Origin of the sequence: Lysinibacillus boronitolerans JCM 21713 = 10a = NBRC 103108 (assembly GCF_000772935.1) — a bacterium.
GTDB lineage: Bacteria > Bacillota > Bacilli > Bacillales_A > Planococcaceae > Lysinibacillus > Lysinibacillus boronitolerans.
Map to the genome: position 1 here is coordinate 1 of NZ_JPVR01000020.1, position 559 is coordinate 559.

Annotated in this window: 1 pseudogene; it reads right to left on the bottom strand. The window is 28.4% G+C overall.

What is annotated here, in order from left to right:
* Positions 1-219: 219 nt before the first annotated feature.
* Positions 220-559, bottom strand: a pseudogene (locus CD31_RS00095) (patatin-like phospholipase family protein); the annotation flags it as partial.

Here is a 559-nt window from a genome sequence, read left to right on the forward strand (position 1 = left end):
AAAACTTTATTGATTACGTTTTGCTTGTTCAGTTTTCAAGGTTCATTTTGTTTACTCTTCTGTAAGAGTTAACTTTTATATAATAACATGTTTTATATCTAATGTCAAACAGTTATTTTATTTTATATTTTAGTAGCTGCATGTCTCATCAGCAACTTTTATATAATAACACCCTATTTATCATTGGTCAATAGTTTTATAATTATTTTTAAAAAATATTTATAACCTCAATCTTGGCCAATTTCGTAAAAATTGAATTGTACGGTTTCTCCCTATTTCTAATAGAGTTTCTTTTGTTTCTTCATTTAAATCAAATTGGGTAGCACTATAATCTTCTACAGGAATAAAAATAATATCTCTTTCGTGTCGTCTTGATATATACCTTTCATCATGTGCATCTTTCATAGTTGAAAATAATGCCTCAAACAAATTTAGACCATTCTTAATTTCTTGAGGACATTGTTCTTCCCTTCTTCTGCTCAGTTTCAGGCCTAAAATCGGACGTACTTTCCGACCTTCCTTATCATCAAATATCCATAGTGGAAAATTACTTAAAACA